Source organism: Pedobacter sp. NO84, assembly GCF_059703915.1.
On the sequence record NZ_AP046575.1, the window covers coordinates 3,040,996 to 3,067,255 of the forward strand.

Sequence of the window (26,260 nt, forward strand, 5' to 3'; positions counted from 1 at the left end):
TCCATCTCCCAACCAAAAAAGTAAGATTTTTTTTGGGATATAGTCCTTTTTTAAGTAATTTTAACAGTTAGTGTTTTAAAAGCAATTTATGAAAAAAACATACTTTTATTCTTTTGCATTTTTAATTGTTGTTTCTATTCTTGTTTCTTGCAAGCCTAAGCAAAACAATAATCCAAATTATTCCAATAAAACAGGTTATCAATATAACCAAAAAGCCAATGGCGGTTTTGAGGTAAACACGAAATATAGACGTGGTCCTGCCGGGACAGGATTGATGCAGATTGAAGGTGGAGAATTTATCATGGGCGGAAGTGCAATTGATATTCCTGGCCAGGATATGAGTAACTATAACTATAAAAGAGAAGTTACCGTAAGTTCCTTTTATATGGACGAAACCGAAGTTTCTAACGTAAACTGGTTGGAATACCTTAACTGGATAAAACGCAACTATCCTACGGATGCCCAATATTATTACGAAGAGTTACCAGACACCTTAGTTTGGCGTAGACCTTTATCATTTAACGAACCTTATGTAAATAACTATTTGAGGCACCCAGCTTATCAGAACTATCCTGTGGTTGGCGTAACTGCTCAACAGGCCGAAAGATATTGCGCATGGAGAACGGACATGGTTAATGAGAAATTATTACGCGATCAGAACTATATGACAAGCTTTGATGTGGTAAACGGAACAGGTAGAACTGGAAGGAATGCACCGGCAACACCATATCAAAAGCCAGCCACACCTTTTAATACAGACATTTATCTAAACGGACAAATTCCTGATAAAGGAACCAATGCACCGCCTGATCTAAATCCTGCAGCAACTCCGGCAGGAACTGCGGCACCTACTACCGGAAGCAGAAGAAATCAGGGCCCTACCAGAAATGTTCGGTTAGAAGATGGTGTAATTTTACAACCCTTTAGATTACCAACAGAAGCCGAATGGGAATATGCCGCATTAGGCCTGATAGGAAATACACAATACGAAAATGTAAACGAGAAAAAAATATATCCTTGGAACGGGTTGGGTATCTCATCAGCTAAAAAAAGTACAAGAGGTTTAATTTTAGCCAATTTTAAAAGGGCCAAAGGCGATTATATGGGCGTTGGTGGTTCACTGAATGATAAAGCTGCATTTACACAGGACGTTAGGTCTTATGAGCCAAATGATTTTGGATTGTATAACATGGCTGGGAATGTAAACGAATGGACCCAAGATGTATTTCGTGTGGCAACTTTCGAACAAGCTGATGCGCTAAACCCGTTTAGGGGCAACCAATATCAAAATAAAGATAGAGATCCTATTACTGGTAAATTGGTTCAGGATAAATACGGTAAGCCCGCAATGGTAAAAGCCAACTCTGGGGTAAAACAAACTTGGGCTGAACTACAAGCCGGGACAGCGGCAGCGACCGGAACAACCGGAACTGCGCCATTTAATCCAGATCAACGTGGTTACCGCGACGAACAAAGTGCGCTATATGGCATTACTACACTGGTTAACGACAAGTCGAGGGTGTATAAAGGTGGTTCATGGGACGATCAAGCGCAATGGTTAAACCCTGCCTCAAGAAGACATTTACAGGAAGACGAATCATCAGCTGATATTGGTTTCCGTTGTGCTATGACAATGCTCGGCTCTTCTGAGATTAGACCTCAAGGTAAACCACAATTTAAGATCAAATAACTTAAACTTACGAAGTTTCAAAACTTCGTAAGTTTAGCTAAAACTGATAAGGATTTCGTTCTTCTCTACCTTATCTCCCTGTTTTACGGCTATGTTTTTGATAATGCCATCAGTGGGAGATTTGATCATATTTTCCATTTTCATTGCTTCCAATACTAATAGGTTATCTCCTTTTTTAACATCCGCCCCTGCGCCCACTAGCACGTTTAAAACTAAGCCTGGCATTGGCGCTTTTACCTGAAGAATTTTGCTTGCAGCAAGATTATCCATCCCAAGCTGCTTTAAAAGTTGATCGTATTGATCTTTTATAGTTAAAGAATACACAGATCCATTTACCTTGATTACTGCTGTTTTATTTTCGACATTGAGTTCTACTACCTCGACAGTATAAGATTTGTTCTTATAAAGCAAATGACTGCTATTGTGGTTCAATTGAACCGAATCAACATCTACCTCTTTCCCGTTAACAGTAAGCTGTTTTAGGTTCGCTTCGATATCAAAGCTAAAATTATCATTTACTTTTATCTGATACATCTTAATTTGTTAATGCATATTGAACTAGGTTAGCGCCCATTTTCAGCGCCTTGGTTCTGCTTTCTTGTGTATCCGTGGGATAAGTGCCATAATCTTCCCATCCATTCCCTAAATCACACTCATACGTATAATAACAGATGATCCTCCCCTTATATACCAGAGCAAATCCTTGTGGGCGTTTGCCATCATGTTCGTGTATTTTTGGGAGGCCCGCGGGAAACTTAAATTTCTGGTTGTAGATTTTATGATCGGAAGGCAACTCAACGAAACTCAGTTCGGGGAATACTTTTTTCATTTCTGGCCTAATAAATTTATCCAGTCCATAATTATCGTCGATATGCAGAAATCCACCTCCAATAAGATATTTACGCAGATTGCTGGCCTCTTGATCATTAAAAATCACGTTACCATGCCCGGTCATATACACAAAAGGGAAATTAAACAGCTCAGCACTTCCAACATCAACAATCCCTTCATCGGCTGCAAAATTGGTGGACAGATTAGTATTACAAAATTCAATCAGATTGGGCAATGCAGTCCTGTTCCCGTACCAATCGCCCCCACCGCTATATTTTAATTTACCCATTTTATAGGTGGGAGGGGCAAAACTCGATAATATGGGCATAGAGCAAAGAGCAAGAAGCAAGGTTAAAACCTTAAGTTTTCCAACTGTAAATCGAGAACTGCTAACTGCCAACTGGTTCATCTATTTAAATAATTAACTTCAAAACACGCCGCTAATGCTGCTGTTTCAGTTCTTAATCTGGTATTACCTAAAGTTACGGCTTTGTACCCATTCTGCAAAGCGATGTTAATTTCAGCGGGTGTAAAATCGCCCTCTGGCCCAATTAAAATCAAATAAGATTGATGCTGCGTGGCAATTTGATTGATGTAAAGTTTATCTCCTGGCAAGCAGTGGGCTATGAATTTTTGCCCATCCAACTGCTCTTTCATCAGCGTTGCAAAAGTTATTGCAGGATTTAGTTTAGGATGGTAGGCGGTGAGCGATTGTTTTACAGCCGAAGTAATAACTTTGTCTAACCGTTCTTCTTTTATAATCTTTCTTTCCGAGCGATCGCAGATTATTGGGGTAATCTCGTCGACCCCAATCTCAGTTGCCTTTTCTAAGAACCACTCTAATCGATCGATATTTTTGGTTGGGGCAATGGCCATGTGCAGGTAATGGTTTCTTTTCCCGTATTCGCTCTGTTTATCAATTACTTTGAGCTGAACATTCCTTTTGCCAATGGCAATTATTTCTGCTGTGAAAAGTCCACCCTTCCCGTCGATGAGTGAGATCACATCGCCCAAATTTAAACGAAGAACTTTACTGCAATGTTTACTTTCTTCCTCGTTTAAGGTATAAACATCTGAAACAAGGTCTGGGGTATAAAAAACATGCATAAGTTATTTGGCGTTTGGAGTGAGGCGGTTGGCGCCAATACTTACTAATGCGCATCTACCATATCGCCTCTGCTAATAACCAGCTCAAGCTTAATGGTCTCTATATTTTGTTCCGTTTTCTTTAAGATAGTAAACAGATATCCATAACATTCTTCGCTATCACCTACTTCAGGTATTTTACCAAATGCGTGGGAAACTAATCCGCCGACTGTATCAAAGTCTTCATCCTCTGGCAGATCATGAGGTAGATGTTCATTTACATCATAGACTGTAGCGTAGGCATTGATCACAAATTCAGTATCAGAAATTTTTTCAACTGTAGGCTTTTCTTCATCGTATTCATCCTGAATTTCGCCAACAATTTCTTCAACAATATCTTCAAGCGTTACCATTCCGGCCGTTCCGCCAAATTCGTCAATTACAATAGCGATCTGGATGCGTTTTTGCTGTAATTCGCTTAACAGATCATTAATTTTTTTAGTTTCCGGAACAAAATAAGGTTTTCTGATGATGTCACTTAAGCTCCACTCCTTATTTCCTGCCAAAAGAGGTAGTACATCTTTGGCATGAATAATACCAATTATCTTGTCGATTACTTCATCAAACACGGGCATACGAGAATACCCTTCTCCAATAATAATCTGAATAACCTCTTCCTTAGGTGTATTTAACTCGATACCAGAGATCTTGGTTCGTGGAACCATGATATTTTTTACCACTCGCTCATTAAAATCGAATACATTTTTAATCAGTTCGTGTTCATTATCTTCCAAAGCACCACTTTCTTTCCCCTGATCCAGTAAATATTGAAGTTCTTCATTACTATGGAGTGATTCGTGGCCGCCAGCGGTATTAATCCCAAAAGGTTTTAATATAATTGAGGCTAAGCTGTTTAAAGCCCAAATAAATGGTCTCAAAACAACATAAAAAATCTGGAGCGGTACTGAAACAAACATTGTAGTGGCAACGGGCCTTTGTATAGCAAATGATTTTGGAGCCAGCTCGCCGAACACAATGTGCATAATAGTGATGATAGAAAAAGCAACAAAGGTGGATGCCGAATGTAAAACTGTGGCGCTCAGATTAAATCCATCAAAAAGTTTACTGAATATGGTTACCATCACGGCTTCACCAACCCATCCCAAACCTAATGAGGCCAAGGTAATTCCCAATTGTGTTGCAGCTAAATATCCATCCAGATTATGAACAATATTCTTTGCCATCTTGCCAACTCTGCTTCCACTTTTGGCCTTAATTTCTATCTGAGAAGCCCTAACTTTAACGATCGCGAATTCTGCCGCCACGAAAAAACCGTTCAGCAATACCAAAAACACAGCTAATACCAACCGCCAACCAATTGATCCTGATTCTTCAGTATTTACAACGGCGAGGACAGTATGTGGTAAAAATCCGCTGAAAATTGTAGTTAAGACTATATTAATGGAGGGTAAAATCATTTAATTGAAAACTAATTATGTTGTTCTAAATGTTGTATTGTACAATTCGATGCTTTCTTTAATCACTTTGTGTGCATATCTTACACCAAGCAAATGTTCTATAGTCACCTTTTTTTCTTCCAGTGCTTTATAATCCTGAAAAAACTTAACAATTTCCTTCATGGTGTGAGGTGGAAGCTCATGTAGATCGTTGATATAATTTACCGACATATCGTTTTTAGCTACGGCAATAATCTTATCGTCTTGTTCTCCATTATCTACCATGTGCATTACACCAATAACTTTGGCTTCGATGATAGTCATGGGATATACGTCAACAGAACACAGCACTAGTATATCCAGGGGGTCATTATCGTCACAATAGGTTTGTGGGATAAAACCATAATTTGCAGGATACATCACCGACGAAAATAAAACCCGGTCTAATTTAATCAGATTAGATTCCTTATCAATTTCATATTTCGCCTTTGAACCTTTGGGAATTTCTATAATTGCATTTACGGTTTCTGGTAAATTCTTACCTGGAGAAACACTATGCCATGGATGATGATCTTCTTTACTCATTTTTATTCTTCAATCTCAGCTTCATCTTCACTACCACTTTTACTTACTCTTTTCTTCACAAATGTGACTACAAGTGGTATTGTAGTAATTATAATGAAACCAATAATAATATAAACCAAATATTGCTCTATTTGTTCGGCAAAACTTCTACCTAAAAAATAACCTAACAAAGTTAGGGAAGCTATCCATAATATTCCACCCGTTATATTGTAAAGTGCAAACTTCTTTATGTCAAGCTTAACTACGCCAGCAAAAATAGGCGCAAAAGTTCTTACAATGGGTACAAATCTACCCATAATTAAAGCAAATGCACCTTGTTTGCGATAATATCGCTCTGCTGCCAAAAGATAACGCTTTTTAAAAAAGAGGCTATCTTTTCTTTTGTACAATACAGGCCCCGTCTTTCGTCCAAACCAGTATCCGGTAAAGTTACCAGCAATTGCTGCCACACTTAGGCCTAAAACTAACAGATAGATATTCACATCCAATCTGCCAGTGGCCACAAACATGCCTGCTAAAAACAACAAATAATCTCCTGGTAAAAAGAAACCGAAGAAAAGCCCGGTTTCAGCGAAAATCACGAACAAAACAACATAGAAACCACCCTCTTTCAGTAATTTTTCGGGATCAATAAAATGCTGTAGTGAATTCCAGAATTCTTGCATAGTTCAATTATTCGTAAAACTACAAATAATAATCTATATCATTAGGTTATATCAGATTTAAAATAAGGGATGGGTAAACCCCTAATAACAAAGTAACTAGTGTAGAAAGAAGAAGAACAATTTTGTACTGCAAGGGCATGATTAGCTCTACCTCTGCCCCCTCTTTGAACCACATGGCTATCACCACTTTGAAATAGTAATAAAATCCAACCAATGCATTCAAGATCGCGATGACAACCAGTGTAACCTGATAATTCTCCATCACATTTAAAAACATAACGTACTTTCCGATGAAACCTGCGGTTAATGGAATACCTGCTAAGGATAGGAGTGCAATCGTTAATGTTAAGGCGGCTAATGGGTTTCTTTTGCCCAGACCATTGAAACTATCAACCAGATCGCTTCCAGTTCTTTGCTTTACCAAAATTAACACCGCAAAGGCGATGATACTGGCAAACGTGTAAGCTGCAGCATACACCAGTACATTACTTGCCGAGTTAGCAGTAAGCACAACCAGCGAGAACAAAAGGTATCCTGCATGCGAAATACTTGAGTAAGCCAGCATTCGTTTAAAACTTCTTTGATACAATGCAGTGATATTGCCCACGCATAAGGTAATCACTACAATTACCACCAATGCAGGCATCCAGAAATCATGTAGCGGCTGAAATGCCCCTGCAAAGAGCCTTAAAAATGCCGCAAATCCTGCTGTTTTTACAACGGTAGACATGAATGCGGTAATTAATGATGGAGAACCTTCGTACACATCGGGTGTCCAGAAATGGAAAGGAGCTGCGCCTACCTTAAAGCATAACCCGATCATTACCAGAATAACGCCCGGGTAGAACAATGGCGAAACCGATTTCACATTGTCTACCAAGTATCTTTGAATGGCCTCGATATCAAATGACCCTGTAGCACCATAAATCAAGGTAATTCCGAACAATAAGAACCCTGTAGAAAAAGCGCCCATTAAGAAATATTTTAACGAGGCCTCATTCGATGCAAAATTGAGCTTTCGAATGCCTGCAAGGATATACAAGCTTACCGACATGATCTCCAATCCAATAAATAACATGGACAAGTTCTGGTAAGAGACCATGATGATCATCCCAGAAAGTGCAAAAAGTATAAGCGTAAAATACTCGGCCACATTATCACTTCCAGAAACGAAATAATTTTGCGTTAAAAGAAATATAAACAGGGTCCCCACGATTGTGATTGCGGAAAATGCCAAGGCAAAATTATCCATTTTCATCATCCCAAAATAGATGATATTGGTATCCCAACTGCACACCGCAAAACCAAGGGCTCCCAATAAACCAATCAGTGTTAGTGGTAATAAGGCTTTCTTTGTCTTAAACAAACCTGCATAAAGCACCAAAAAAGCTGTTATAACTATGGTTATAATAATATTCATCTTATCTTATCCCTATTAATTTTTGATTGATCTGTTCTAATAAATGCTGTACCGAAGCTTCCGATAAATGTAGAATTGGTTTAGGATAAACTCCCATCAAGATAATTAATGCACAAATGATGTACAGTACCAATTTTTCGGTTCCGTTAATATCTACAAAACTAATTGTTAAACCATTTGTCTCACCCAACATTACTTTTTGGTACATTCTAAGCATGTAAACCGCACCAAATATGATGGTAAAACCTGCTGCAACACCAAGCCAAGTTTGGTAAGAATAAACACTGAATAACAATAAAAACTCACCTATAAATCCATTAGTTCCCGGAAGGGCAACTGTACCCAACACGATGATCAAAAATACGAGAGCAAGTTTTGGAGCTACCTTTGCTAATCCACCAAGCTCCTCAATTCTGTTTGTTTTAAGGCGCGATGAAATGATATCCAGTACAAAAAACAATCCTACAACATTTACCCCGTGACTTAGCATTTGAACCATTACACCTTGCATACCTTGCGTCCCTTGATTACCTAAGCTAAAAGATGCAAATATGCCGGCGGCGATTAAACCAACATGGGCGATAGAAGAGTAGGCCACTAAACGTTTGGCATCCTTTTGTGTAAAAGCAATAAGAGAAGCGTACACAATACCAATAACCGATAAAATAGAAGCTAAACAAATCCATTCATTTACTCCTGTTGGAACAATAGGCAATAACCATCTTATTGCACCATAGATACCCATTTTAAGCATAATACCTGATAACAACATCGTGCCAGGTGCGGGTGCCTGCGTATAAGTGTCTGGTTGCCAAGTATGGAAAGGGAAAATTGGCATTTTGATGGCAAATGCGATAAAAAATGCCCAGAATAACCATCCTTGTTGATATGAATCAAGATTTAGGGCATAAAATGCATTGATATCGAAATTCTTTGCAGGGTTTTGTAAGTATAGGTAGATGATCCCTAAAAGCATAAAAAGAGAGCCTGCAGTGGTATAAACAAAGAATTTCATGGTTACTTTAATCCTTTCATTACCGCCCCAAATGGCACAGATAAAGTAGATCGGGATTAGTGCTGCTTCCCAGCCAATGTAGAATAAAAACCCATCTAAAGCGGTAAATACCAACAATAATCCAGTCTGCATAAAAAGCACCAAGGCATAAAAAACATTTGGATTCTTATATTGGTGCTTAAAGCTCGAAAGAATAATTAAAGGCGTGAGCACATTGGTTAAGATGATGGTGATCATGCTGATACCGTCTACGCCCACGTGAAAATTTATCTTAAATTGTGCAATCCACGAGACGTTGGTAACAAATTGGGTACTAGCATCAGGTATAAATTGGGTTAATAAACCAATTGTAGCGCAGAGCGATAAAAGTGCAAAAACTAGCGCAACTAGCTTGGCATTACCTCCTTTAAAGAAAGCAGTAATGATCGCACCTGCGATTGGCAAAAATAAGAGTATGAGTAGTAAGTCCATTTATAGCTAATAGCAGTTTAAGCGATAGATAAATAAGTATATAATAACAATGCGATGATACCAAATACCATCATAAAAATATAAAATCCAACGTTTCCGGACTGGAGCAATCTTAATCCCTTGCTTCCTTCCGTGGCGGTCCAACCCAAACCATTTACCATTCCATCAATTAATTTCCTATCCATAATTCGATAGAAAAATCTGGACAAGGCATCTAAAGGTCGTCTAATAATGAAATCGTAAATTTCGTCTAAATAAAATTTATGATAGGATATATTGGCCAATATTGAGCGTTTTCCCTCTTCGGGCAAAGGTAAATGTGCATTCTTAACATATTTAAAATAAGCGTATACTGTGGCTAGCACCGCTGCCAAAACAGATACACCCATTAACGTCAATTCGGTAACATGTGGTAAACCAAGTTCGTGGTGTGCAATCCCTGCCCCAGTTAACCAGTGTGCCAACCATTCGTTTCCACCAAAAACTTCAGGAATATTTATTAAACCTCCTACTGCCGCCAAAATTGCCAATACAATTAGAGGTAAGGTCATTGTTGATGGAGATTCGTGAATATGTTCCTCAGCATGATGCGTGCCTCTATATTTCCCAGAAAAGGTTAAAAACATCATCCTAAACATATAGAAAGCAGTTAAAAATGCTGTAAATAAGCCAATTCCCCATAAAATCGGACTGTAGGCATAGGCGTGTGCTAAAATTTCATCCTTAGAAAAGAAACCAGAGAACGGCGGTAAACCTGCAATCGCGATCGTACCAATTAGCATAGTTGCGAATGTAGTTTTTAGCTTAGACCTCAATCCGCCCATATGGCGCATATCCTGCTCGTGGTGCATCGCATGGATTACCGAACCCGCTCCCAAAAATAATAGAGCTTTGAAGAAGGCATGTGTTAATACATGGAAAAACGAACCCGTGTAAGCTCCCACTCCTAGGCCCAAAAACATATATCCCAACTGGGATACCGTAGAGTAGGCCAGTACTTTTTTAATATCGGTTTGTGTTAAAGCTATTATAGCAGCGATTAATGCCGTAGCTGTTCCGATTACTGCAATAATAAGCTGTGTGGTGGGTGCCAGATCAAACAGTACGCTAGAACGTGCAATCATATAAATACCAGCGGTAACCATGGTTGCGGCATGTATTAATGCAGATACTGGAGTTGGGCCGGCCATTGCATCCGGTAACCAGGTAAACAGCGGTAATTGAGCCGATTTACCACAAGCTCCTATAAACAACAAGATCGTAATCCACATCACTGCCGTATTGCCCGACATTAAATTCGCGGCCTGAGGAAATACTTTGGCAAATTCAAGGCTTCCAAAAGTGTTAAAGATCAAAAATACACCAAGTAAAAAGCCAAGATCTCCAATTCTGTTCATCACAAATGCTTTTTTAGCGGCACTTGCATAATTACTATTTGTATACCAAAAGCCAATGAGTAGGTAAGAGCATAGCCCTACGCCTTCCCATCCAATAAACATGACGATATAATTAGACCCCAGCACCAAAATCAGCATGAAGAAGATAAACAGGTTTAAATAGCTAAAAAATTTGCCAAATCCTGCATCGCTATGCATATAACCTATGGAGTAAAGGTGTATTAAAAACCCAATCCCCGTGATGATCAATAACATAATCGAACTTAAAGGATCATATAAGAAAGAAAGGGGGATGTGAAGATTTCCAGCACTTATCCAATCGAACAAAGCAACATTCACTTGTTTCTCAGCACTTCCATTAAGCTCAAAAAACATTAAAACACTGAGTGCAAATGAGGCGAAAATAACTCCACTACCAATAAAACCAATCAGGCTCTTACTAAAGGTATTTCTGCCAAGGCCGTTAATCACAAAGCCTAATAGCGGAAGTAGAGGGATCAACCAAAGTAAACTATTTATCATTCCTTATCCTATAATTACCACTTAAGGCGATTTAACACATTAATATCTATCGACTGTGTATTTCTGTAAACCATTACAATTATACTCAGTCCTACGGCTACTTCGGCTGCTGCCAATGCCATAATAAAAAACACAAAAACTTGTCCAGATGGATCGTTATGGTGAACCGAAAACGCGGTTAACAACAAATTAACTGCATTTAACATCAGTTCTACCGACATGAAAATGACGATCGCATTCCTACGGGTCAACACACCTATTACACCAATGGTAAAAATGATGGCACATAACCAGATATAATGGTTTAGAGGCACCGTTTGCATGCTTTGGGTTAAACTATCCATTTACTTTTTCCTCCTTTTTGGTTAATAGAACTGCACCAACCATTGCGGCCAGCAATAAAATTGAAGACAACTCGAATGGCAACATGAATGGGCCAAATAATTCTTTACCTAAGTTTTTTACTAATCCTAAATTTGGATTTTGAAGCACCAAAGGGCTATTAATGGACACCGCTTTAAAAGATCCCACCAAGGTTACGGCTAAACATCCTCCAGCAATTACCCCTAAAATTTTAATCCATGCCGATTTATTGGGCTCATTCTCTTTGTTTAAATTGAGCAACATCAGTACAAAAAGAAAAAGTACCATGATAGCGCCCATGTAAACAATAAAATTTACTACCGCTAAGAACTGTGCATTTAAAAGCACATAGTGAACAGTAAAAGTAAAAAAGGTAAGGATCAGGTATAAAACACTGTGGATTGGATTTTTTGAAAAAATCACCATCAGTGAAAATATGATACTTAATGTTGCTACAAAATAGAATACTGATGTACCCATTAATTTTTATTTAGTTATTTATTTTTAACTTATTTATTTGTCTAATGGTGCCTCAACCAATTTATCCTTGCCATAGATAAAATCTTTCCGCAAATAATCAGACGGAACAATTGGGCCGTCTAGATAAATTGCTTCTTTCGGACAGGCTTCTTCGCATAAGCCGCAAAAAATACAGCGTAACATGTTGATTTCATAAACCGCCGCATATTTCTCTTCACGATATAAGGCTTTCTCTTCAGGTTTGCGTTCGGCGGCAATCATCGTAATGGCTTCCGCAGGACAAGATAAGGCACATAATCCACATGCAGTACAGCGTTCCCTTCCCTCCTCATCTCTCTTTAAAGAATGCATTCCCCTCCAGTTGATAGAAAATTCTCTTTCCTGTTCTGGATATTTAATGGTAGAACTTTTCTTAAAAAAGTGGCTCATTGTAGTACCCAATCCTTTAACTATAGCAGGTAAATATGCCCTTTCTAAAAAATTAAGTGGCTTTTGCTCCAGTACCTTTTTCTTGTTGCTTAATGATTCCATGTTTCTAGAAATGTCTAAACGCGATCACTAATCCCGTAATCACAATATTAATAATAGCCAGTGGGATTAAGCCCTTCCAGCCTAAGTTCATCAACTGATCATAGCGGAAGCGAGGAATTGTCCAGCGCACCCACATGAAGAAAAAGATGAACATAAATATCTTTAAAAATAACACTGCCGTACCGATTAGTGGAGCTGCAATCGGTCCAACGTGTGCTGCAACCCAATCCATACCCGGATAATTATAGCCCCCAAAAAATAAGGTTGCCATAACCGCCGATGATACAAACATGTTAATGTACTCTGCAAATAGATAGAAGCCTAACTTCATAGACGAATATTCGGTATGATAACCGCCAATCAGTTCCGTTTCGCACTCAGGCAAGTCAAATGGAGCGCGGTTGGTTTCGGCAAAAGAGCAGATCAAAAAGATTAAAAAGCCCAATGGTTGACTCCACACATTCCAATTCCAAAAACCATGTTGCTGTGCTACAATCTCTTTTAGGCTTAACGTATTGGTAACCAATAGCAGAGCAATGATAGATAAACCCATTGCCACCTCATAGCTAATATTTTGCGATGCGGCTCTAATGGCACTCAACAGTGAATATTTATTGTTAGAGGCCCATCCACCAATCATTACCCCATACACACCTAAAGACACCACCCCAAAAAGATAGAGTACACCTACATTGATATCGGTAACCTGAAGAGGGATTATACGGCCGTTAACGTTTAAATCCTGTCCCCAGGGAATAACTGCCGTACCAATACAGGCACAAAGCATAGCTAAGCCCGGACCAACCATAAACAGCCATTTATTGGCATTGGAAGGGATAATCTCTTCCTTCATAAACATTTTCAACCCATCAGCAAGCGGCTGTAAAATGCCAAAAGGGCCTGCTCTATCTGGTCCAAGCCTATCCTGCAAAAATGCTGCTACCTTCCGTTCTGCGTAGGTAGAATACATCGCAATGAGCAAGCTGATGGCAAATAAAATGGTTACCAGCAAAAATTTCTCTATCACAAAATTTATATCCATCAGAATTTAGTGCTTTTTTCTAGTTCAACTTTATTTGCTTCTTGCAAGGCCAAATTATCTTTGATTACAGGTAATGGTTTAAAGGTTTCGTAGTGGTTTGAAGAGATAACCGAAGTATCAGAAATAGCCGTTGGATGTTCGATATTCCAGTCGGAGGTATTCTTTTTCTCAAATCTACAGGTATTGCAGATAAATTCCTCTACCTCGCCAAATTGGTCTTTACGGGCAGTAACGCGCAGAACATCTTCTCCCTTATACCAAAGGGTTACTTTACCATTGCATTTTTCGTGATCGCAGTTTCTATGTGCGTCTACAGGTTTAGTAAACCAAACCCTATTTTTAAACCTAAATGTTTTGTCGGTTAATGCTCCTACCGGACAAACATCAATTACGTTTCCAGAGAAATCGTTATCCACTGCTGTTTGGATATAGGTAGAGATCTCTGAGTGATCGCCGCGGTTTAAGATCCCATGTACGCGTTTGTTCGTAATCTGATCGGCAACAAACACACAACGGTAACATAAGATGCACCTGTTCATGTGCAATTGAATTTTATCGCCTATATCTATCCTTTCAAAGGTACGGCGTTCAAATTCATATCGAGTACGCTGTAATCCGTTTTCGTAACCTAGATTTTGCAAATCGCACTCGCCCGCCTGATCGCAAATAGGGCAATCTAATGGGTGGTTGATCAATAGGATTTCTACCACACCACTTCGTGCTTCCAGTACCTCTGGAGAAGTTATATTTTGGACTTCCATCCCATCCATCACATTGGTACGGCAAGATGCCACCAATTTTGGCATAGGGCGGGGGTCTTTTTCAGAACCTTTGCTTACCTTAACAATACAGGTACGACATTTACCGCCACTTCCTTCCAGTTTGGAATAATAGCACATCGCAGGCGGCACAATATCACCCCCAATTTGCCTTGCAGCATTGAGAATACTTGTACCGGGAGCTACTTCTACCGTTATCCCGTCTATGGTTACCTTAACTAAATCACTCATTGTAATGATTTTTTTTCTTTTATCAACGTGAACAAGCTTATACTTATTTACTCTGACTTAATTTATTTATAAGTTCTTCAACTATTACTTTAATATCAAGGTTAGTTTCTTTAAAATCCCTTGAGCTTGTACTTTCCATTTGACCATTCGGTTTCAGCCACCTAATCAGTTCATTTTTTTTAAAATAAAAGCGGTCTTCAGTTACAGATTTTACTTTTGAATTCTTGATATACATGGGTTTATCATATGCAAAAGTTCTCCTGAACTGAAAGATAAGTTGCTTATCTGCGAAATAATACTCTTCTTCCATTTTTCCTGTCTCACCATAATAAACCGCCACTATCTTTTTTAAATCCTTTCCGTTATAGTAACCTGTGACTTCACCTCCTTCAGTTGATTGGTCGGGAAAGTCTTCTTTTACTATACGATAAAATTTCAACGCTCCGTTTATTTTTAGGTATTGCTGGCGGATGATTTTAATTTCTGCCTCAATAGCTTGTTTTTTTGGAACTTCAATAGTAATCCTACTATTGATCGTTTGATGATTCACAATCATTCCTGCATTCCAAAAAAAGCATACAATGATGATTGCTTTCATCGTTATTCTCCAGTTCTTACTTCTTCGACTTTCTTTTCTATTGGAACCGCATAATTTGCAATTCCGTAATTACGGGTCTGACTCAGAACCGGCTCTTGTACATGCCATTCAAACTCATCCCTAAAATGTCTGATGGCACTGGCAACAGGCCAAGCTGCTGCATCGCCCAACGGACAAATGGTATTGCCTTCAATTTTCCTTGCTACATCAACCAATAGATCTATATCGCTCATTTTTCCATGGCCATATTCTAACCTGTGCAATACTTTTTCTAACCATCCCGTACCTTCTCGGCAAGGAGAACATTGACCACAGCTTTCGTGATGATAGAAGCGGGCAAAGTTCCATGTATTTCTTACAATACACTGATCTTCATCAAATGCGATAAAACCACCTGAACCTAGCATAGTTCCTGTGGCAAAACCTCCTTCTGAAAGTGATTCGTAACTCATTAAACGCGCATCGCCATTGGCATATTTTAAGGATAGGTTTGCTGGTAAAATAGGCACTGATGATCCTCCGGCAACAGTTGCCTTTAATCTTTTGCCATTAGCGATGCCGCCGCAATATTCATCTGAATAGATAAATTCTTCAACAGGCAAACCTAATTCTATTTCGTAAACACCTGGTTTTACCAAGTTTCCAGACGCGGATATTAACTTGGTACCAGTACTTCTACCGATCCCTATTTTGGCATATTCATCGCCACCATCATTTATAATTGGCACTACAGCGGCTATAGATTCGACATTGTTAACTACAGTTGGACAACCATATAAACCTGCAATCGCAGGGAATGGCGGTTTAATTCGAGGGTTTCCCCTCTTTCCTTCCAATGATTCTAACAATGCGGTTTCTTCTCCACAAATGTAAGCCCCTCCACCAGGTTGAACATATAATTCTAAATCGTATCCGGAACCTAAAATATTGCTACCTAAAAATCCAGCGGCCTTTGCTTCGGCAATTGCTTTTTCGAGGACCCGAATTTGTGGCATCATTTCGCCCCGCACATAAATATAAGAAGTGTGTGCACCTAAAGCGAAGCTCGAAACAATCATCCCTTCAATTAATGCATGTGGAATGTAGGTCATTAAATACCTATCCTTAAACGTTCCAGGCTCTGATTCATCAGCATTACAAACCAAATAACGTGCAACGCCCTCTGGTTTTGCCAAAAAACTCCACTTCATCCCTGTTGGAAACCCCGCACCTCCTCTACCTCGTAGTCCAGATTTTTTAACTTCTTCAACTACTTCATCAGGTGTTAAGGTTTTCAACGCTTTTTCTACGGCACGATAACCACCTTTTTGGCGATATACCTCTAGCGTGTTAATGCCAGGTACGTTAATATGTTCTAATAATAGTTTACGTCCCATTTTATATAGATGGAAGATGTAAAATGTAAGAAGGATGATAGCCCCTCTCAAATCTCATATCTAATGTCTCAAATCTTATTTTTCAAATTATCAATCAATTCATCAACCGATTGCTCCGTTAAATTCTCATAAAATGTATATTCAGGGCCAATTTGCAATACAGGGGCGTAACCGCATGCCGCTAAGCACTCTACCCCTCTCCAGCTAAATAGCCCATCGGCTGTAACTTCACCTTCTTTTACGCCTAACCTGTTCTCGATATGGTCCATGATCTTTTCTGCACCAACTAAGCAGCATGGGCCCGTACGACAAATTTCAAGTACGTATTTCCCTTTGGGCTGCAAAAAGTACATGCTATAAAACGACGCTACTTCATATACTTCAATCGGTTCCAAATACAAGTACTCAGCCACCTTATCCATTGCTGGTACGCTTGTCCACCCGTATTCTGCCTGTACCAAATGTAATATCGGCAGCAAAGCTGATTTTTGTTTTCCAGCAGGGTAACGACTTACAATTTCATCAAAGTTGCTAAGCAGCGCTGATGAAAATACTATAGGTTGTTGTTCTTCTACTTTAAGCATCTAATTCTCCTGCAATAATGTTCATGCTACTCATGTTAATGATGGCATCTGATAACAGCATCCCCTCACTCATTTTTGCAAACATTGAATAATTAATAAAACTAGGTCTTCTGAAATGCAAACGATAAGGTGTTCTTCCTCCATCGTTGATCAGATAAAAACCAAGTTCTCCGTTACCACCTTCTACAGCATGGTAAACTTCTGCTTTTGGTGCATCAATTTCGCCCATCACAATTTTAAAGTGATAGATCAATGCTTCCATATTGTTATAAACTTCTTCTTTTCCCGGTAAATAAAATTCTGGAACATCGGCATGAAAAATACCATTAGGCTCAGATTTCAGTTTTTCTAAGGCTTGTTCAATAATTCGAACACTCTGCCACATTTCTTCGTTGCGAACTAAATAACGATCATAAATATCACCACTCGTACCTACTGGAATTTCAAAATCGAAATCCTGATAAGAAGAATAAGGTTCGCTGGCCCGCACGTCATAATCAACACCTGTTGCACGCAAAAGCGGGCCTGTCCAACCAAAACTCAATGCATTCTCTTGTGTAACTTCGGCTACGCCTGCAGTACGATCGATAAAAATACGGTTACGGTTCAATAAGCTTTCAAACTCTCTTAAGGCAACCGGAAATTCCTTTAAAAATTTATTGATCTTAGCAAAGGCGATGTCGTTAAAATCTCTTTCCAATCCGCCAATACGGCCAATATTTGTAGTTAAGCGCGCACCACAAATTTCTTCATAAATTTCGTAGATGTGCTCTCTAAACTGGAAGAGGTAAAGGAAAGTGGTTGTTGCGCCGGTATCTTGGGCTATAATGGTATTACAGATAATATGATCTGATATTCTTGCCAATTCCATAATAATTACCCTAAGATAATCTACCCGTTTTGGAATTTGAATATTTAACAGTTTCTCAACCGTCATGTGCCAACCCATATTATTGATTGGCGATGAGCAATAGTTAAGACGATCTGTTAATGGAGTAATCTGATAGAACGGGCGATGTTCGGCGATTTTCTCAAATGCCCGGTGTATGTATCCAATAGTAGAAACTCCGCTTACAATCCGTTCGCCATCTAATTGCAAAACATTTTGGAAAACGCCGTGTGTTGCAGGGTGGGTTGGACCTAAATTAAGGGTAACCAACTCGCTCTGTGGATCGTTATCTGTGTAAACTGGTTGATTGTGCTTCATTTGTTCTTATCTACCAAAGTATTCGTCTTTTTTATCAACTCTGTTTGGATCTTCTAATGGGTATTGTTTAAGCATTGGAAAAACTCCGAGCTCATCCATATTCAAGATCCTTCTTAAATCGGGATGGCCTTCGAACTTAATCCCAAAAAAATCATAGGTTTCTCTTTCCATCCAATTTGCCGAATTCCACAGGGTGGATGCGGTTGGAATTGCAGGTTCGATTTCGTGCAAAAAAACCTTCACTCTTACTCTGATACCTTTTACCATGCTATGCAGATGATAAACCACAGCCAACTCATTTTTCTCAGGGTAATGTACCGCTGTAATATCGGTTAAAAAGTTAAAATTGATAGTTCCGTTCTCTTTTAAAAAGGACAACACGTCAACAATTTTCTCTTTCGTAGTCGAAAAAGTAAGCAATCCATAAGGTTCGGTAACATTAAAAAGCTGCTCGCCAAATTTTTCGCCAAGCAGATCGATAAGTTCTGTATTAGTTGCTTTGGCCATTATTCTATTCCGTAAGAAGCTAACATCTGTTTGTATTGGTCTGAATATCTTCTCCTGCCCGATTCGTTCTTAACCAGCTCTTGGATTTTACCAAAACCATCTAAAATGGCTTCGGGCCTTGGGGGGCAACCAGGCACATACACGTCAACAGGGATAATTTCGTCGATACCCTGTAGTACTGAATAAGTGTCAAAAATACCTCCACTAGAGGCACAAGCACCAACAGCAATTACCCACCGTGGTTCTGCCATCTGTAAATATACCTGCTTTAATACCGGACCCATTTTTTTTGCAATTGTGCCCATTACCATCAGTAAATCGGCCTGACGAGGTGAAAAACTCAATCTCTCTGCTCCAAAACGTCCAAAATCATAATGAGATCCCATGGTAGCCATAAATTCAATACCGCAGCATGAAGTAGCAAATGGCAGGGGCCATAACGAATGCGAACGGGCCAAACCGATAACCTTATCTAGGGATGTGGCAAAAAAGCCTGAACCCTCTATACCCGGTGGCGCATCTACTATATTAATTTCACTCATGTTATTAATAAAAAATGCTCATTCCTTTAAAGAATGAGCAACAAATTTACAATATTTAAAAGCAATTGGATTAAGCGATTGGCATTTAGAATTGTTCTAAATAAGTTTAGGGTTGTGAGTTATAAGTTGTGAGTTTGGACCCTCTCAAAACTCCATATTCTCAATTCCCAACTCCACTCTACGTCCAATCTAATGCCTTCTTTTTAAGAATATAAATGAATCCTAATAAAAGTGTTCCCATAAAAATGAACATCTCTATTATTCCGTTCCAACCCAATTCTCTAAAGTTTACTGCCCAAGGGTACATAAAAATAACCTCAACATCAAATAGTACAAAAAGTATCGCTACCAAAAAATACTTGATAGAAAAAGGCTGGCGAGCATTACCTACTACTTTTACTCCGGCCTCAAAGGTAGAGAGCTTATCGCTGGTTTTACGTTTAGGGCCTAAAAAGTGCGTAGCAAAAAGTGTAACCACAACAAAACCTAGTGCTACGATAACCTGAAATATAATGGGTAAAAAATCTTTAGCTGAACTTGCCGTTTCCATATGATTTATTTTAGGCAAAAGTAAAAAAAAAGGCAGGATTAACAAACCCTGCCTTCTATTAAAACTTACGAAGTTTTAAAACTGCGTAGTATTGATAAATTATTTCTTAATTGGTGCCTTTTTAGGCGGAGTAGGTTGCGATAGGAATTTGATGTTATCCAATGCATTTGCATTTGCAGGATCAATTGCCAAAGTTTTGTTAAAATATTCTTTAGCTTTTTCCTTATCAGTTGCTGCAGTATAAGCACCTAGCCAATTGTAAGCCTCAACCAAACCTCTAATACCAGCAGCAGAACTTGCCTTTTCTGGTTTAGAAGTAACCAGTTGAATATATTTTTCATACCATGGAACTGCTAATCCTGTAGGAGGTTCTTGATCCATTACTTTAGCGATACGCGCTTTGTATAAAAAGGCTATCTCGTATTCTGGAGCAAGAGCTATAAGTCTTGAATAAGCAGAATCTGCTTCAACTAGAATTTTCTTGTCAGGATTTTTATTTTCTCTGTACGCATTACTAAAAGCAAAATAATCAGAAGTACCCAAATAATAGTTATTCATTGCCATATTAGGGTTTTTCTTGTTGAGGCCAATTACTTTTTTGTACACTTCCGCAGCTTGGTCATATTTTTTAGCATCATAGAGTTTTTTCCCGATAGCCGCCAATTCTTCAGCTTTGGTAGTATCCAATTCAACCCCCTTAGTAATGGCAATAACAGCTAAGCTATCATTGTTCATTCCTTGGTAAGCTTTACCAAGATATAGATAATCTGAACCTCTTACACGAGAAGCATCTTGTGTTCTAGCAAAGAGTTGTTCCAGGTTTTTTATACCTTCTGCATAGTTTTTATTTTCTATAGCCGAATACCCTTTCAAACGTAGGAGAATAAAGCTTTTAGGATTACTTGCATCCGCATTTAACGAACTTAGTTCTGTTGTTAAGGTTGTCCAATCGTTAGCATACAATAAGAACTGCGCATAGCGATAACGAGATTCAAAAGATTTATCGGTCAAATCAAGAAACTTTCTGTACGATGCTAAAGCTTCGGTTCTTTTTGTTTCGCCGTTTTTTGGATCAAAGTAAGACCATTGGCTTTGAAGCTCTGCTAATTCACGGTAAGCAGGTCCATAGTTAGGGTCGGCGTCTATTACTTTTTGCAGAGCGGCCTGAGATTCGTTAAATCCTTGAGCCTCTTTAAACATTTTACCGATCTGAACACTTGCATGGTATAAAGCTGGATTGATATCCAAAGCAGCTAAATACTGTTGGTAAGCTTTTGTGTTATCTTTTTGAAGTGCCCAATAATCACCTAGTGCAACAAAAATTTCTGGCTCTTTATCTTTAGAATCAAGTTCATCAGCTTTTTGCAGGTTAGGTAGTGCACTTGCAAAATCTGGTTTAGCCTGGTCTAAATAAGCCTTGCCAATATTCAAATAGGTATAATAATCTTTGGCACCCATTGATATTGCTTTATCAAAATTTGTTCTTGCCGAAGATGCATTATCCGATTTCAGATCTGCATGACCTAAACCAACATAATTTAATGCAAATTTTGGATCTGCAGCTATTCCTTTATTAAATACTGCTTGTGCAGAGTCAATATCTTCTGTACGTAAATAAACTTCACCCAGGGTAAAATAATTTTCACCTTTGGTGGCTTGTGTGTTAACCAATGTTTTAAGTATTGAGCTAGCTTTCTGATACTGTTCGGCATCTAGGGCCTTCTTGGCATCAGCTAAACTTTGAGCAAATGAGGCAGTACCCATCATTACTAAACCTAAACTTAAGGTTATTGCTTTCTTAATCGTTTTCATTGTCTTCATTTGTTTTTAATTGAATAATTTTCTACTGTGTAAATTACTGTGTTGTAATGTATTTGGTTCTGCACAGCAATAATATTCAATTTAAGTTTAATATTAAAATTTTAGTTCGTGTTTTTAATGTTAAATTCTCTGGTGCGCATCTCATGAGGACCTAGTCCTGATTTGAGTACAATTAACTGTCCACGAGGGCTACTTAACCAATTTGCAAATCCTGTGCCTAAACCATCCTTTCCTTCGCAATTAATCACATATACATTTCTTAAAAATGGATATTTTCCGTTGATTAAGTTGTTCTGAGTGGGTTTATAGTAGTCATCACTCCCGTTTTTACCTGTCAGATTTTTAACTCCCATAATTTTAATCTGAGGTAAATATGACAAAATGTCTTTATTTCTTTCCTGTAACCAATTGATTCCTACCACCCCTATAAAATCTTTATGAGTGGAAATGTATTTGATCACATCGTTGTTATTCTCTAAAGTATACACTCCAGTTTTAGGCAATTCTTTAACTTTTGCAGAATCGGTGAAATAGCGCACCGTACTTGAGTAGGCATTATCAAATACCAATTTCTTTCCTGTTTTGGACGATCCTTTAAGGATATCGAAAACATCACTAACGGTGATATTGGTATCAATATTACTTGCATTTGTAATTAGGGCGATGCCATCTATAGCAAAGCGATCTACATAGATTGGAAACTTTCGTTGTTTGTAATAATTTTCCTCATCGGGCTTTAACATTCTAGATAAGATGATCATTTTAACCTTACCATTTAAAAACGTAGGCAAGATCTTATTTTCATTTCCTAGGATGGTATTAACTTTAGCATCTGGATAATCGCTTTTGAAAACGGCGATCTGATCGTCCAAAATACGGGAAAAAGATTCATCTACCAAGAATGTGGTAGTTCCAGAAGTTCTTGTTTCGGGAATACTTTCTTTTTTGGGTTTGCTTTTACAGGCAACAAAGGAAATAATGAGAACTAGGGAAAGTGCAGAGATTAGCTTTCTCATTAATTGTTTTCCTTATTAGTTAAAAATAACCTGCTAAATCTGATCATAGCATAAATAATTAGTACCACACCGAATGCGATGCGATATTTTTGCGGGAATCTTTCGGGATCTAGTCGGATAAGATCTCCATAAAACATAACAATGATGGAGATAGCTACATAAAGTATCATCATCGTAACCCCTAAAATAAACAGAAATCGCTGTTGAGGCGATTTCTGTTTAAAAAATTCAAGATTAAACATGCTTTTATTGCTGTAAGCTAAATTTAATAGGGATATTATATTTTACACGTACTGGTTTACCATTTTGCATTCCAGGGTTCCAGCGCTTAGCTAATTTTAATACTCTAATCGCTTCTTCATCTGTACCGTAACCGAGTTTTCTTTCTACTCTGGCATCGGTTATCGAACCATCCTTTTCTACGGTGAAAGAAACGTGCACGTTACCTTGTATGTTTTGTTCTTGTGCCATTGGCGGATACTTGATATTAGCACCTAAAAAGGCATAGAACTTCTCGATACCACCTGGATATGTTGGTGGGTTCTCCATACTAACGAAATTGTAAACCGTGTTATCTTCCACCACAGCTGCTTGTTTCGGGCCTTCACCTGCTGGTGCAATCTGTACGATATCTGCATCTGGATCACCTTCCATGGTTTTCTGACCGGGATCTGCTTTCTTTAGATCCTCCATTTTAGGCGGTTCTTCATCACGCACTTCATTATCCGGCTTTACGATAGGAGGAGGGAATTTAACCTGATCCTGTTTCGGTGGTGGCGGCTCAATTGGCGGCGGTGGTTTCACATCCGGATTAATTGGTGGCGGGGGTTGCATCGTCATCTCGACCACTTTTTCTGGAGGTGGCTCTGGTAATATTCCTGCAATTAACGCATAGATTTTAGGCGCTAAGAAAAGCAGTATAAATATTGCCGATGCTATAAAAAGTGATTTACTTGTATTTTTAGAATTTTCTTGACGAAGCTCATAAGCCCCATAATTCTTATTCTTTTTGGCAAATACAACATCAAGCCACTCTTTGTTAAATAAATCTATCTTAGATCCAAACATAACTTAATATTTTAATTGTTATTAATCATTATAAAATTCCACCCTGTTTCATTGCTTCCTTCTCTGCATCAGTTAAATGTTTAGGATCATCATCAACAGCCGGGGCCATGATATTGGTCTTTGTAATATTTAACTCATCCATAATGTCAACAAAGTTTTTGTAAGTAGCAGCATCTGATGGTTTGATAATGATAATAATATCCTTACCCATCGTATTCTTTACTAAGGCTTTGTTTTTAAGCAATGCTTTTCTTATATCTATAAAATCTACGATTTCTGGTGCAGATTTTCCGGCCTCACCCATGTACCACGCAACTCTATTGTTTTTTCCCAACAGGATGGTCATGGTTTGTGATGCTTTTAACTCTAATCTTTTATCTTGTTTCTCATCTTTATCGGGTTTAGCAATATCCATTGCCAATGGTTTTGATAAAGAGGTGGTAAGCATAAAGAAGGTAATCAACAAGAAAGCCAAATCAACCATCGCGGTTAGATCTACTTTTGTAGACTGTTTTTTACTTCTTACTTTACCGTCTTTACCGCCGCCCCCGCTGGAGGTATTTAATTCTGCCATAGCTTATTTTTATTTAGCAGCACCTTCGGCTGATGTGATTAAACTAAATTTGTTAACTTTTTGCTTTTGAAGCACATCTACAATTTTTCTAACTGTTGGATATTCTTCATTAGCATCTCCTTTGATACTTACACGCATCTCTTCTTTATGAAGTTCTGCTACAGCGTGACGGGCTTGCTCAATCCATCTGTACAACTCATTGTTAGCCGTTGAATCAAGCGGAATACCATCTTTATCAAAGTCCGAATCTTCTCGTTTTTTTGGATCCATGTTTATGAACTGCTTTAAACCAGCCATCGGTACCCCAAAAGAAGACATTACTGCAAAACGATCAGACTCTTGTTTTGAAAATGTTGTACTATATAAAGTACCCATTTTTTGAAGGGTTAACCTTTTCACATCCTGACCAATGATCTCGATGAAAACTTTACCATGACCGATACTTAATACCGCCAAATCTTTATCAGGCACCTTAAACTGAACCGTAGACGAAGGAGTTTTAATATCCAAGGGGTCTGGTTGACGTGAAGTTGCCGTTAAAATAAAGAAAGTTAACAACAAGAAGGCCACATCGCACATTGCGGTCATGTCTACTGCGGTACTCTTTCTTGGAACTTTTACTCTAGGCATAATATAAAAATTATAGTATTTTAATTAATGATGTTAATTCTTCCGGTTTTCCATAAAGCCGGTAAAAAAAAATTAAAATAATTTCTATTTATGTGTAGAAGCGTAAGTTTGGATGATGCTGAAACCTGCTTCATCAATTGCATAAGTTAATTTATCGATTTTCGAAGTCAAGATATTATACATGATAATTGCAAGCGTAGAAGTACCAATACCAGTAGCCGTGTTGATCAAAGCTTCAGAAATACCAGTTGCTAATGCCGCTTGATCTGGAGCTCCAGAGTTCGCCAAACCACCAAACGCCTTGATCATACCTGTTACTGTACCCAATAGACCCATTAACGTACCAACTGATACCAAAGTAGCAATGATTGTTAAGTTCTGCTCTAACATCGGCATTTCCAATGAAGTAGCTTCTTCGATGTCTTTTTGGATAGCTAAACATTTTTGATCGGTATCCATGTTTTTCTCGTCTTCCATCTCGCCGTATTTTTTAAGACCAGATTTAATAACGTTTGCAACAGAACCTTCTTGTTTATCGCACTCTGCAGAAGCAGCAGCAATGTTACCCGAACCTAAAAGTGATTGGATTTTTTTAACGAATGAGTCCAAGCTTCCTTTACCAGTTGCTTTACCAATAACAATTAAACGCTCAATTGAAAATACGAATACCATTAAAAGCATACCCATTAGAATTGGAACGATGAAACCACCTTTGTAAGCCATACCGCCATAGTTACCTGGAAAAGGTTGGTAAGCGTGAGTGTCAGCATCATAAAATGCAAAAGATAATTTACTGTTTGCTGCTGCTACAGCAGGATCAACATTGAAATTAGATGGTTTTCCTAATACAAAGATGAAAAGTAATACCCCTATTAGGATACAAATTGGAATTACAAGAGTTGCAAATAAATTAGATGCAGTTGAGCTCTCTTTTTTAACAGTTGTTGGTTTTGGTGCGTTTGCCATTTTTTTTTAGTTTTTTAGTTTTTAGTTTTAGTACTTGTTTAAACTTTAGATAAAATTAGGTAAAATATTTTATAGTAATACACACAACGTTCGTTATAACTAAATGTTGCGTTAACAAATTTATAACTTTGAATCAAATTACAAATTAAATAATCGTTACACAATTAATTCGTTACGTTTTACACCTATTATTTAGGATAGGATAGGGGTATAACTAAAAAAAGATTGCCTTTGTTTAGACAATCTTTCGCAAGTA

At 38.3% G+C, this 26,260-nt stretch carries 28 protein-coding genes; 1 reads left to right on the plus strand and 27 read right to left on the minus strand.

What is annotated here, in order from left to right; genetic code table 11:
• The first annotated feature begins 88 nt into the window (after window positions 1–88).
• Complete coding sequence (locus AC6H0V_RS13330) at window positions 89–1,690, plus strand: SUMF1/EgtB/PvdO family nonheme iron enzyme (protein ID WP_497560683.1); 1,602 nt, start codon at window positions 89–91, stop codon at window positions 1,688–1,690.
• A gap of 33 nt (window positions 1,691–1,723) precedes the next feature.
• On the opposite strand, the gene AC6H0V_RS13335 is transcribed toward AC6H0V_RS13330, so the two are convergent.
• The 27 genes from AC6H0V_RS13335 to AC6H0V_RS13465 all read right to left on the minus strand — a co-directional run bounded on the left by AC6H0V_RS13335 (window position 1,724) and on the right by AC6H0V_RS13465 (window position 26,004).
• Window positions 1,724–2,224, minus strand: a complete 501-nt coding sequence (locus tag AC6H0V_RS13335) for a biotin/lipoyl-containing protein (RefSeq protein ID WP_497560684.1) — start codon at window positions 2,222–2,224, stop codon at window positions 1,724–1,726.
• Between the two features lies 1 nt (window position 2,225).
• Window positions 2,226–2,849, minus strand: coding sequence for a DUF4159 domain-containing protein (locus tag AC6H0V_RS13340; protein WP_497563383.1), 624 nt, complete (start codon window positions 2,847–2,849; stop codon window positions 2,226–2,228).
• Window positions 2,850–2,926: 77 nt separating this feature from the next.
• Complete coding sequence (locus AC6H0V_RS13345; RefSeq protein ID WP_497560685.1) at window positions 2,927–3,628, minus strand: 16S rRNA (uracil(1498)-N(3))-methyltransferase; 702 nt, start codon at window positions 3,626–3,628, stop codon at window positions 2,927–2,929.
• 44 nt (window positions 3,629–3,672) lie between these two features.
• Window positions 3,673–5,085, minus strand: coding sequence for a hemolysin family protein (locus tag AC6H0V_RS13350; RefSeq protein WP_497560686.1), 1,413 nt, complete (start codon window positions 5,083–5,085; stop codon window positions 3,673–3,675).
• Between the two features lie 15 nt (window positions 5,086–5,100).
• Window positions 5,101–5,649 (minus strand): inorganic diphosphatase, encoded by a 549-nt coding sequence (locus AC6H0V_RS13355; RefSeq protein ID WP_497560687.1) that lies wholly within the window; start codon window positions 5,647–5,649, stop codon window positions 5,101–5,103.
• Between the two features lie 2 nt (window positions 5,650–5,651).
• A complete protein-coding gene (locus AC6H0V_RS13360; RefSeq protein ID WP_497560688.1) occupies window positions 5,652–6,314 on the minus strand; it encodes a DedA family protein in 663 nt (220 codons plus the stop codon).
• A 46-nt stretch (window positions 6,315–6,360) separates the two neighbouring features.
• Entirely contained in the window at window positions 6,361–7,734 is a 1,374-nt protein-coding gene (locus AC6H0V_RS13365; protein WP_497560689.1) for an NADH-quinone oxidoreductase subunit N, read from the minus strand.
• Between the two features lies 1 nt (window position 7,735).
• Entirely contained in the window at window positions 7,736–9,220 is a 1,485-nt protein-coding gene (locus tag AC6H0V_RS13370; RefSeq protein ID WP_497560690.1) for a complex I subunit 4 family protein, read from the minus strand.
• A 17-nt stretch (window positions 9,221–9,237) separates the two neighbouring features.
• Window positions 9,238–11,139 carry an NADH-quinone oxidoreductase subunit L gene (gene nuoL, locus AC6H0V_RS13375; protein ID WP_497560691.1) on the minus strand — a complete coding sequence of 634 codons (1,902 nt, stop codon included), beginning with the start codon at window positions 11,137–11,139 and terminating at the stop codon, window positions 9,238–9,240.
• Between the two features lie 14 nt (window positions 11,140–11,153).
• The gene (gene nuoK, locus AC6H0V_RS13380) at window positions 11,154–11,483 is read right to left on the minus strand and encodes an NADH-quinone oxidoreductase subunit NuoK (RefSeq protein ID WP_497560692.1); all 330 of its coding nucleotides are present in this window, start codon (window positions 11,481–11,483) and stop codon (window positions 11,154–11,156) included.
• Window positions 11,476–11,982: an NADH-quinone oxidoreductase subunit J family protein gene (locus AC6H0V_RS13385; protein WP_497560693.1), complete on the minus strand. Its 507-nt coding sequence runs from the start codon at window positions 11,980–11,982 to the stop codon at window positions 11,476–11,478. The genes nuoK and AC6H0V_RS13385 overlap by 8 nt, the downstream gene beginning before the upstream one ends.
• A 33-nt stretch (window positions 11,983–12,015) precedes the next feature.
• Window positions 12,016–12,513, minus strand: coding sequence for a NuoI/complex I 23 kDa subunit family protein (locus AC6H0V_RS13390; protein ID WP_497560694.1), 498 nt, complete (start codon window positions 12,511–12,513; stop codon window positions 12,016–12,018).
• 4 nt (window positions 12,514–12,517) lie between these two features.
• Window positions 12,518–13,555 carry an NADH-quinone oxidoreductase subunit NuoH gene (nuoH, locus tag AC6H0V_RS13395; RefSeq protein WP_497560695.1) on the minus strand — a complete coding sequence of 346 codons (1,038 nt, stop codon included), beginning with the start codon at window positions 13,553–13,555 and terminating at the stop codon, window positions 12,518–12,520.
• A complete protein-coding gene (locus AC6H0V_RS13400; RefSeq protein WP_497560696.1) occupies window positions 13,555–14,565 on the minus strand; it encodes an NADH-quinone oxidoreductase subunit G in 1,011 nt (336 codons plus the stop codon). Before AC6H0V_RS13400 ends, nuoH begins: the two co-directional genes overlap by 1 nt.
• 43 nt (window positions 14,566–14,608) lie before the next feature.
• A complete protein-coding gene (locus AC6H0V_RS13405; RefSeq protein ID WP_497560697.1) occupies window positions 14,609–15,163 on the minus strand; it encodes a hypothetical protein in 555 nt (184 codons plus the stop codon).
• 2 nt (window positions 15,164–15,165) lie between these two features.
• Window positions 15,166–16,539 (minus strand): NADH-quinone oxidoreductase subunit NuoF, encoded by a 1,374-nt coding sequence (gene nuoF / locus AC6H0V_RS13410; protein WP_497560698.1) that lies wholly within the window; start codon window positions 16,537–16,539, stop codon window positions 15,166–15,168.
• 68 nt (window positions 16,540–16,607) lie between these two features.
• Complete coding sequence (locus tag AC6H0V_RS13415) at window positions 16,608–17,123, minus strand: NADH-quinone oxidoreductase subunit NuoE family protein (RefSeq protein ID WP_497560699.1); 516 nt, start codon at window positions 17,121–17,123, stop codon at window positions 16,608–16,610.
• Window positions 17,116–18,330: an NADH-quinone oxidoreductase subunit D gene (locus AC6H0V_RS13420; protein ID WP_497560700.1), complete on the minus strand. Its 1,215-nt coding sequence runs from the start codon at window positions 18,328–18,330 to the stop codon at window positions 17,116–17,118. Before AC6H0V_RS13420 ends, AC6H0V_RS13415 begins: the two co-directional genes overlap by 8 nt.
• Before the next feature lie 6 nt (window positions 18,331–18,336).
• Complete coding sequence (locus tag AC6H0V_RS13425) at window positions 18,337–18,837, minus strand: NADH-quinone oxidoreductase subunit C (protein ID WP_497560701.1); 501 nt, start codon at window positions 18,835–18,837, stop codon at window positions 18,337–18,339.
• Window positions 18,837–19,379, minus strand: coding sequence for an NADH-quinone oxidoreductase subunit B (locus AC6H0V_RS13430; RefSeq protein WP_131551933.1), 543 nt, complete (start codon window positions 19,377–19,379; stop codon window positions 18,837–18,839). The genes AC6H0V_RS13425 and AC6H0V_RS13430 overlap by 1 nt, the downstream gene beginning before the upstream one ends.
• Window positions 19,380–19,557: 178 nt before the next feature.
• A complete protein-coding gene (locus AC6H0V_RS13435; protein ID WP_497560702.1) occupies window positions 19,558–19,929 on the minus strand; it encodes an NADH-quinone oxidoreductase subunit A in 372 nt (123 codons plus the stop codon).
• A 99-nt stretch (window positions 19,930–20,028) separates the two neighbouring features.
• Window positions 20,029–21,741, minus strand: a complete 1,713-nt coding sequence (locus tag AC6H0V_RS13440) for a tetratricopeptide repeat protein (RefSeq protein ID WP_497560703.1) — start codon at window positions 21,739–21,741, stop codon at window positions 20,029–20,031.
• A 110-nt stretch (window positions 21,742–21,851) separates the two neighbouring features.
• Window positions 21,852–22,766, minus strand: coding sequence for a substrate-binding domain-containing protein (locus AC6H0V_RS13445; RefSeq protein ID WP_497560704.1), 915 nt, complete (start codon window positions 22,764–22,766; stop codon window positions 21,852–21,854).
• Between the two features lie 246 nt (window positions 22,767–23,012).
• Window positions 23,013–23,834: an energy transducer TonB gene (locus tag AC6H0V_RS13450; RefSeq protein ID WP_497560705.1), complete on the minus strand. Its 822-nt coding sequence runs from the start codon at window positions 23,832–23,834 to the stop codon at window positions 23,013–23,015.
• Window positions 23,835–23,862: 28 nt separating this feature from the next.
• On the minus strand, window positions 23,863–24,408 hold the full coding sequence (locus AC6H0V_RS13455) for an ExbD/TolR family protein (protein WP_497560706.1): 546 nt from the start codon (window positions 24,406–24,408) through the stop codon (window positions 23,863–23,865).
• Window positions 24,409–24,417: 9 nt separating this feature from the next.
• Window positions 24,418–25,038, minus strand: a complete 621-nt coding sequence (locus AC6H0V_RS13460) for a biopolymer transporter ExbD (protein ID WP_497560707.1) — start codon at window positions 25,036–25,038, stop codon at window positions 24,418–24,420.
• A gap of 84 nt (window positions 25,039–25,122) precedes the next feature.
• On the minus strand, window positions 25,123–26,004 hold the full coding sequence (locus AC6H0V_RS13465; protein WP_497560708.1) for a MotA/TolQ/ExbB proton channel family protein: 882 nt from the start codon (window positions 26,002–26,004) through the stop codon (window positions 25,123–25,125).
• Between the last annotated feature and the right edge of the window lie 256 nt (window positions 26,005–26,260).